Origin of the sequence: Streptomyces sp. NPDC002044 (assembly GCF_040296725.1) — a bacterium.
Lineage (GTDB): Bacteria > Actinomycetota > Actinomycetes > Streptomycetales > Streptomycetaceae > Streptomyces > Streptomyces antarcticus.
Genome location: NZ_JBEOXU010000023.1, coordinates 55,490 through 63,129, shown reverse-complemented (window position 1 = coordinate 63,129; position 7,640 = coordinate 55,490). Strand labels below are relative to the sequence as shown.

At 72.8% G+C, this 7,640-nt stretch carries 8 protein-coding genes and 1 pseudogene; 3 read left to right on the top strand and 6 right to left on the bottom strand.

What is annotated here, in order from left to right; genetic code table 11:
- Nucleotides 1-225 (bottom strand): annotated as a pseudogene (locus ABT106_RS09165) (hypothetical protein); the annotation flags it as partial.
- 107 nt (nt 226-332) lie between these two features.
- The gene (locus ABT106_RS09160) at nt 333-1,088 is read right to left on the bottom strand and encodes an SIS domain-containing protein (RefSeq protein WP_351274545.1); all 756 of its coding nucleotides are present in this window, start codon (nt 1,086-1,088) and stop codon (nt 333-335) included.
- A gap of 326 nt (nt 1,089-1,414) precedes the next feature.
- Here ABT106_RS09160 and ABT106_RS09155 point away from each other — a divergent pair, with 326 nt between their 5' ends.
- Both ABT106_RS09155 and ABT106_RS09150 read left to right on the top strand, forming a co-directional pair.
- The gene (locus ABT106_RS09155; protein ID WP_351274543.1) at nt 1,415-2,107 is read left to right on the top strand and encodes an iron-dependent transcriptional repressor DtxR; all 693 of its coding nucleotides are present in this window, start codon (nt 1,415-1,417) and stop codon (nt 2,105-2,107) included.
- Nucleotides 2,108-2,523: 416 nt separating this feature from the next.
- Nucleotides 2,524-3,486: an alpha/beta fold hydrolase gene (locus ABT106_RS09150; RefSeq protein WP_351274540.1), complete on the top strand. Its 963-nt coding sequence runs from the start codon at nt 2,524-2,526 to the stop codon at nt 3,484-3,486.
- Here ABT106_RS09150 and ABT106_RS09145 read toward each other — a convergent pair.
- The gene (locus ABT106_RS09145; protein ID WP_351274537.1) at nt 3,477-3,671 is read right to left on the bottom strand and encodes a DUF397 domain-containing protein; all 195 of its coding nucleotides are present in this window, start codon (nt 3,669-3,671) and stop codon (nt 3,477-3,479) included. The genes ABT106_RS09150 and ABT106_RS09145 overlap by 10 nt on opposite strands.
- A 13-nt stretch (nt 3,672-3,684) precedes the next feature.
- Nucleotides 3,685-4,530, bottom strand: a complete 846-nt coding sequence (locus ABT106_RS09140) for a helix-turn-helix domain-containing protein (RefSeq protein WP_502979273.1) — start codon at nt 4,528-4,530, stop codon at nt 3,685-3,687.
- Nucleotides 4,531-4,626: 96 nt separating this feature from the next.
- On the opposite strand from ABT106_RS09140, the gene ABT106_RS09135 reads away from it, so the two are divergent.
- Entirely contained in the window at nt 4,627-5,049 is a 423-nt protein-coding gene (locus tag ABT106_RS09135; protein ID WP_351274531.1) for an ATP-binding protein, read from the top strand.
- Between the two features lie 38 nt (nt 5,050-5,087).
- Here the strand turns inward: ABT106_RS09135 and ABT106_RS09130 are convergent, their stop codons facing one another.
- Nucleotides 5,088-6,731, bottom strand: a complete 1,644-nt coding sequence (locus ABT106_RS09130) for a transporter (protein ID WP_351274529.1) — start codon at nt 6,729-6,731, stop codon at nt 5,088-5,090.
- Entirely contained in the window at nt 6,728-7,570 is an 843-nt protein-coding gene (locus tag ABT106_RS09125) for an ABC transporter ATP-binding protein (protein WP_351274526.1), read from the bottom strand. Before ABT106_RS09125 ends, ABT106_RS09130 begins: the two co-directional genes overlap by 4 nt.
- Between the last annotated feature and the right edge of the window lie 70 nt (nt 7,571-7,640).

The following is a 7,640-nucleotide window of genomic DNA, read 5'->3' as shown; positions in this document are numbered from 1 at the left end:
GGAGGACAATGCGAGCACGCGCAAATTCCAGAACGTCCTGAACACCGGCGAACTCGACGTCGTGGCCCATGGCAGCAGCAGCAGGGCGGCCGCCCCGGCCTGGAGGGCACGCCGGGCCCCGTGCGGCCCGCGGCCGGCGGCGGGCTTCGCCGCGGGGGCGGAGGGCACGGGGGCGGAGGGCGTAGGGGCGGAGGGAGGCGTGGAGGGCGCGGGGGTGGAGGGCATGGAAGGTCACCTCTGCTCACCGGAGCCCCGAGTTCCGTTCCCCCATCGTAGGAACGCGGGCCGTGCCCGGCGACCGGTCGGCCGCCCGCCCGGTCGCCGGCGCCCGCTCAGTGGCGGAAGAAGATCCGGTCGCCGTACTCCTGCATCACGCGGCCGTTCCACTCGTGGCCCCCGTCCACGTTGCCCGAGCGCAGCAGCGGCGGCTCGATCCCGCGCGCGGAGAGCTCGCCGGCCGCCGCCGCCATGACCGCCTGCATGATGGCGCTGGTCACGACGGTGGAGGCGGGGGCGAAGGGGGCGTCGATGCCGTCGAGGGTCAGCTCGGCGTCGCCCACGGCGATCTTGCTGTCGAGGACCACGTCGCAGTGGTCCTTCAGGAAGGTCTCGGAGGCGTGGCGGGACCTGGTCTCCGTCGCGTACGCCACCGAGGTCACGCCGATCACCTTGAGGCCGATCGCGCGGGCGTTCATCGCCATCTCGACCGGCAGCGCGTTGCGCCCGGACAGGGAGATGATCACGAGTACGTCGCCGTCGGACGCGGGGCTGCTGTCGAGGACGGCGGCGGCGAGGCCGTCGACCCGTTCCAGGGCGCTGCCCAGGGTCGCGGGCATGACGTCGATGCCGACGGTGCCGGGGACGGCGAGGAAGTTCATCAGGGCCAGTCCGCCGGCCCGGTAGACGACGTCCTGGGCGGGCAGCGAGGAGTGACCGGCGCCGAACGCGAAGAGCCGGTTCCCGCCGGCGACGGCGTCGGCGATGAGGGTGCCGGCCTCGCTGATCCGCGTGGCCTCCTCGTCCCGTACCCGCTCCAGCAGACCGATGGCGGCGTCGAAGAACTGACCGGCCAGCTTGCTCTCGCTCATACGCCGATGGCCCTTCCGGAGGTGGTGTGGGAGTGGGGTTGCGTCGGTGTCCGCCGCTCACCGTGCGGTCTGGACCAAGGGCGTGTCAATACGAACGTCAATCCCCGGCCGAAAGGCCGCGGGGGGATGTCCCGGGATGTCCGGGGGTGGGGTCCGGGAGATCACCCGGGAGGTCACCGGGGGACCGTCCGCGCGGGCAGGGGTGAGGGGCCGCGGGGCACTGCGGGGAGGTCGCGAGGTGCCCTTGACGCCCGGCACGGGACGGTTGTCGGCCGGATGCGTCAGAATTGGGGGCAGGGCCAGCGCACGCAATCCGAGGGGCACGAATGTCCGGACTGATCGATACCACGGAGATGTATCTCCGCACCATCCTCGAGCTGGAAGAGGAAGGCGTGGTCCCCATGCGCGCCCGTATCGCCGAGCGGCTCGATCAGAGCGGCCCGACGGTGAGCCAGACGGTGGCGCGGATGGAGCGCGACGGCCTGGTGGCCGTCGCCAGCGACCGGCACCTGGAGCTGACGGAGGAGGGGCGGCGGCTGGCGACGCGCGTGATGCGCAAGCACCGGCTCGCCGAGTGCCTGCTCGTCGACGTCATCGGCCTGGAGTGGGAGCAGGTGCACGCCGAAGCCTGCCGCTGGGAGCACGTGATGAGCGAGGCGGTGGAGCGGCGGGTGCTGGAGCTGCTGCGTCACCCGACCGAGTCGCCGTACGGGAATCCGATCCCGGGGCTGGAGGAACTGGGCGAGAAGGCCGAGGCCGACCCCTTCCTGGAGGAGGGCATGGTCAGCCTGGCCGAGCTCGACCCGGGCACCGAGGGCAAGACCGTGGTCGTACGGCGGATCGGCGAGCCGATCCAGACAGATGCTCAGCTGATGTACACGCTGCGCCGGGCGGGCGTGCAGCCCGGTTCGGTGGTGAGCGTGACCGAGTCCCCGGGCGGGGTGCTGGTGGGGAGCGGCGGCGAGGCCGCCGAGCTGGACGAGGAGATCGCCTCGCACGTGTTCGTCGCGAAGCGCTGATCCGGCTCCGGCGGGCCACCGACGGGCTCCGGCGGGTCACCCCCCGACTCCGGCGGGTCACCACCGGCCCGGCGGGGCACCGACGGGTTTCGGCCAAACGGCTCCGCTTCGCGTGAGCGGGTGGTCTTGGGTGGTCCCGGGAGCTCCGGGTGATCCCGGTTCTGCGAGTGGGCGGTCCCGGCGCCTCGCGGCGCCGGGACCGGTCCTCCCCTTGTGACCTGGAGCCCCGAGCTCTCAAGGTCATCCCCTCGGACCGTCTTCCCCGATCGGCCCGCCTCCCTGTGGAAAGGATCTCCATCGGCAGCAGCCGCCAATCCTTGAGCAAGGTCACTCGAAAGAGGGGTGTTCTCGACGACACCCCCGTTTTCGAATACGGGTTCGATAGTCTGGCCGGGAGCGAAGGGGGTGCATCTGCGGTGGTACAGCGCATCGATGTGACAGGGGCCGACGGTGTGCGCCTGGCCGCCTGGGAGTTCCGCGAACCGCACACGGACCCCGCACGGCCCGCGGACGGCAGCGGTGGCACCGCCGCGACCGCGACCGCCGCGACCGCCGCCGAGGCCCCCGCGGCGCCCTCCGCCGAACCCGAGCGCCCCGGGGTCCTGTTACTGCACGGGCTGATGGGGCGGGCCTTCCACTGGGCCGGCACCGCCCGCTGGCTCGCCGAGCACCGCCGTGTGGTGGCCCTGGACCAGCGGGGGCACGGCCAGAGCGACCGCCCGCCCGCGGGCCCGGGCCTGCTGACCTCCCTGGGGCGGGAGGCGTTCGTGGCCGACGCCGAGGCGGCCGTCGAGCAGCTCGGCCTCGCTCCCGTGACGCTGATCGGGCACTCCATGGGCGCCCTCACCGCGTGGCAGCTCGCGGCCCGCCGTCCGGACCTGGTCGGAGCCGTGGTCATCTGCGACATGCGCGCCTCGGCCCTCGGGGCGGCCTCCCAGCAGGAGTGGGAGGAGTGGTTCACCCGCTGGCCGCTGCCCTTCCCCACCCAGGACGCGGCCCGCCGCTGGTTCGGCGAGGACGACCCCCGGGTGGAGCGCCCCGACCCCGGTCGCGGCGCGTTCTTCGCCGAGGTCATGCACGAGGCCCAGGACGGCTGGAGGCCGGTGTTCTCGCGGAGCCACATGCTGACGGCCCGCGAGACCTGGGTGCACGACGCCCACTGGGAGGAGCTGGCCCAGGTCCGCTGCCCGACCCTGGTCGTCCGCGGCCTGGACGGCGAGCTGGGCCGTGCCGAGGCCCAGGAGATGGTCCGGGTCCTCCCGGCCGGCCAGTACGCCGAGATCCCCGACGCGGGCCACTACCTCCACTACGACCAGCCGACGGCGTGGCGCGCGGTGCTGGAACCCTTCCTGGACGGCGTCCACGCCCCTCAGAGCTGACGGCCCTTGACCGCGTCGAGCAACGCCGTCCAGGCGGCGTCCCCCACCCGCACGACGCGGTCCGCCGGGCCGTCGCCGGGACTCCCGGCGACGAGCACGTATCCCGTACTGCCGGGCGCGGTGGCGACGTAGACGCAGGAGTTGCCCTCCGCGCAGTGGGAGGACCTCTGCCATTCCTCGGTCATGGGGGACTGCCTTTCACCGGGTCCGAACGACGGCGCTGATGAGGTCGCGCGTACGCGCCGGACTCAGCGCCACCGCTTCCAGCCGTTCGAACAGTGTCCGGTACTTCAGCAGTTGGGACTCCGCGTCCAGGAAGACCAGCCCGTGCGACTGGTCGAGCTGGACGGTGTCCAGGTGAGGCACCGGTCCGTGCGCGTAGTAGACGGACTGTCCCGACCCGGGGAAGGCGCCCGCCGAGAACGGGATGGCCCGGATGGTGATGTGCTCCCGCTCGCCCATGTCCAGCAGGTGCTTCAACTGTGCCTGTGCCACGGCCGGTCCGCCGACGGCGATGCGCAGTGCGGCCTCGTGGATGATCACGTCGTACTGGGTCGGAGCGTCCCCGTAGAGGACCCGTTGCCGTTTCAGGCGGAACGAGACGCGGTCCTCGATCGCCGGCGGCGGGAGCGAGGGGACGGCCTGGCGGAAGATTTCCCGGGCGTGCTCGGCGGTCTGGAGCAACCCGGGGACGTGCACAGTGATCGCGTCGCGCAGCATCCGCGCATGGTGCTCCAGCTCGGCGAGGTCCAGCCAGGCCGCCGGAAGCAGTTCGCGGGACTCCTCCCACCATCCGCCCTTGCGTTCGCCGGTCATGGTGACCAGGGCCTCCACCAGGCCGGTGTCGGCACAGTCGTAGTGCCGGGCAAGCGTGCGCACCCGCTCGGGGCTGACGCCGAACCGTGCGGCCTCCATGTTGCTGATCTGGTTCGGCTTGACGCCGAGCAGGCCCGCGGCCTCGGCAGAGGTGAGTCCGGCGCGCTCGCGCATCCTGCGCAGCTCGGCTGCGAAGCGCAGTTGACGCGCGGTCGGGCTGCTGCGAATGGGCAAGGCGACTACCTCCGCGGGCATGTGTCACCCACACGAGTGGGCGTTGCGTGCATTTAGCGGTCCAACTCTCCTCCTCGATCGGAGACTTCCATGGCTTCAACCGTAGCTCCGTCCTGGGCTTACACCCTCCAACTCCCGCACGATCCCCGCGCAGCGGGAATCGCCCGTTCCACCGTGCGGGCGGTGCTCCGGAGCCACGGCATGCCGGGGCCGGCCGACACCGCCGAGCTGCTGGCGAGCGAGCTGGTCTCCAACGCCTACCGGCACGCGTACGGGCCCTGTGCCCTGCGGCTGCGGGCGATGGCGGCGGACCGGGTCCGGGTCGGCGTCTGGGACACCGACCCGGCCATTCCGGCCCCGTTCGGCGGCGAGCCGGCCGTGCCCGCGCCCGACGCCGAGGACGGGCGCGGGCTGGTCCTCGTACGGCTGTACGCGGACCGGTACGGCTCCTACCGCCTCGACGGGGCGCACGCGGGCAAGCTGCTCTGGGCGGAGTGCGGGCCCGGCCGGTGAACCCGGCGGCGGGCCGGCTGTTCGCCGCTCCCGGGCGGTCAGCCCTTGCTCACCGCCAGCAGGATCTCCGGCAGCCTCCGCGCCACCGTCGGCGCCGCCAGCCGCAGGCCCGCCCAGGTCGAAAGGACGCCCCAGGCCACTCCCAGGGGGAGCACGATCCAGGAGAGGCCCTGGTGGTCCGCCACGTTCAGGTAGATCATCAGGCCGATCACCGGGGCGCAGATCAGCGCCGACACCACCAGGCCGCCGAAGATGCCCATCCAGGCGAGCCCGGCCTGCCCCGGGGCGACGTTCTTGAACGCGCCCTCCGTCGGGATCGAGTACGGGAAGCGGGCCGAGGCCAGCGCCCCCGTGCACATCATCGCGCCGACCAGGGCCGTCGCCAGGCCCAGGGCCGCGGGGAAGCCGTCCCAGTCACCGAGCAGCGCGGCGGTGACCGCGGTGACCAGGACCGTGTACGGGACCGCGACGAGCCCCAGGGCGAAGGCCCGGGCCCGCAGTTCGAGGTAGGCGTCCCGCGGGGTCGAGATGGTCTGCGCGACCATCCAGAACGCGGAGGTGTCCTGCCCGAACTGGTTGTACATCTGCACGCCGAGCATCCCCGCGCCGAAACAGGCGAGGTAGAGGGAACCGCTGCCCTGGAGGGCGTTGAAGACCGGGACGATCAGGCCGATCGCGAGTGCGCTCACGAAGGCCGACTTCGTCTTCGGGTCGCGCACCGAGTACCGCAGCGTGCGCTGCATGACCGCGCCCGTGCGGCCCTCCGGCAGCAGCGACCAGACACCGCCCGCGCCGCGCTCCTTGACGGGGCCCGAGGCGGCGATCGTCGACCCGTCCGGGCTGACCATCAGCCGGGTCAGGGTCCGCTCCCAGAACCACAGCAGCAGGACCAGCGCACCCAGGGTCAGGGCCAGCTGGGCCGCCGCCACCCCGTACGAGCCCTCGCTCACCGAGTCGACCATGCCGACGGCGGTCGCCGGCGGCAGCCACCGCACCACCGCCTCGGCCGGCTCCAGCTGGGACAGACCGCCCGACTCGAACAGGCGCTGGCTGGCGAAGTTCGCCACCTGCGCGCCCACCGCGATCAGCAGGCCGCTGAGCAGCGCCAGGTCACGCCCCTTGCGGCTGGTCAGCAGCCGTACGTTGGCCGTGGCCACGGCCCGGGCCAGCGCCACGCAGCCGAGCACCAGCAGCGGGGCGCCCACGACCGCGGCCGCCACACCGGCCGCGCCCCGCGCGACGGCGACGACCGAGCCGACCGCCAGGCACAGCGTGAACAGCGGCCCGATGCCGACGAGCGAGGACGCGAGCAGGGCCCGTACGAGCGGCCTCGGGCGCAGCGGCAGCATCACCAGCCGGCTCGGGTCCAGCGTCTCGTCCCCGGTGGGGAAGAACAGCGGCATGAAGGTCCAGCTCAGCGCGAGGATCGCGGCGAGCAGGACGACGACGGTTCCCGCGTGGGCGTGCCCGTTCAGCAGGGACAGGCCGAGGGTGGTGAAGAAGGCGACGACCAGCGCGAAGACCAGGGTGGTGATCCAGACGGCCTTGCGCTTCGAGGACCCCTTCAGGCCGTTGCGCAGCAGCGACAGCTTCAGCCGGACGAAGACCGGGGTGAGGGAGACGGGGGCGGTGGCGGCGGGCGCGGTCACCGCTGCCGTCGTGGCGGCGGCGGGCGCGGTCATCGGGGACCCGCCCCGGAGCCGCCGCCGAGCCAGTCCAGGGAGTCGCCGGCCGCGTCGCGCCCGTGCGCGCCGACCAGTTCGAGGAAGGCGGCCTGGAGGGAGGGCGCGTCGCCCCGTACGTCGGCCAGCGGGCCCGCGGCCCGGATCTGCCCGGCGGCCATGACGGCCACCCAGTCGCACAGCGACTCGACGAGCTCCATCACGTGGGAGGAGAAGACGACCGTGGCGCCGGACGCGGTGTAGCGCTCCAGGACCCCGCGGATCGTCTGCGCCGACACGGGGTCGACGCCCTCGAACGGTTCGTCCAGGAAGAGGACTTCCGGGTTGTGCAGCAGGGCGGCGGCCAGGCCGATCTTCTTCCGCATGCCCGTCGAGTAGTCCACGACCAGCTTGTGCTGCGCGCCCGCGAGGTCCAGGACGTCGAGCAGCTGCGTGGCCCGCTTGTCGGTCTCGGCGCCGGGCAGCCCGCGCAGCCGGCCCGTGTAGCCGAGCAGTTCCCGCCCGGAGAGCCGCTCGAAGAGCCGCAGCCCCTCGGGCAGGACGCCGATCCGGGACTTGACCTCGGCCGGGTCCGCCCACACGTCGTGCCCGGCGACGATGACCCGTCCCATGTCCGGGCGGAGCAGGCCGGTCACCATCGACAGCGTCGTCGTCTTGCCGGCGCCGTTCGGGCCGACCAGCCCGATGAACTGGCCCGCGGGCAGCTCCAGGTCGATCCCCGCGACCGCCACCTGTTCGCCGAAGCGCTTCCAGAGGCCCTCCACCCGCACGGCGGACGGCGCGGATCGCGCACCGTCCGTCACGTACGTTCCACCCGTCGCATCAGCCTGGTCCGGCATGCGCCCGCCTCTCGTTCCGTCCCCGTTGGTCGTTCTTTCCTCACCATAGGAGGACGGGAAGAGGACGAGC

What these genes read in the sequence shown, in the direction of transcription:
- ABT106_RS09160 (WP_351274545.1), bottom strand. Translation starts at nt 1,088, where the DNA reads ATGAGCGAGAGCAAGCTGGCCGGTCAGTTCTTCGACGCCGCCATCGGT.
- ABT106_RS09155 (WP_351274543.1), top strand. Translation starts at nt 1,415, where the DNA reads ATGTCCGGACTGATCGATACCACGGAGATGTATCTCCGCACCATCCTC.
- ABT106_RS09135 (WP_351274531.1), top strand. Translation starts at nt 4,627, where the DNA reads ATGGCTTCAACCGTAGCTCCGTCCTGGGCTTACACCCTCCAACTCCCG.
- ABT106_RS09125 (WP_351274526.1), bottom strand. Translation starts at nt 7,570, where the DNA reads ATGCCGGACCAGGCTGATGCGACGGGTGGAACGTACGTGACGGACGGT.
- ABT106_RS09130 (WP_351274529.1), bottom strand. Translation starts at nt 6,731, where the DNA reads ATGACCGCGCCCGCCGCCGCCACGACGGCAGCGGTGACCGCGCCCGCC.
- ABT106_RS09145 (WP_351274537.1), bottom strand. Translation starts at nt 3,671, where the DNA reads ATGACCGAGGAATGGCAGAGGTCCTCCCACTGCGCGGAGGGCAACTCC.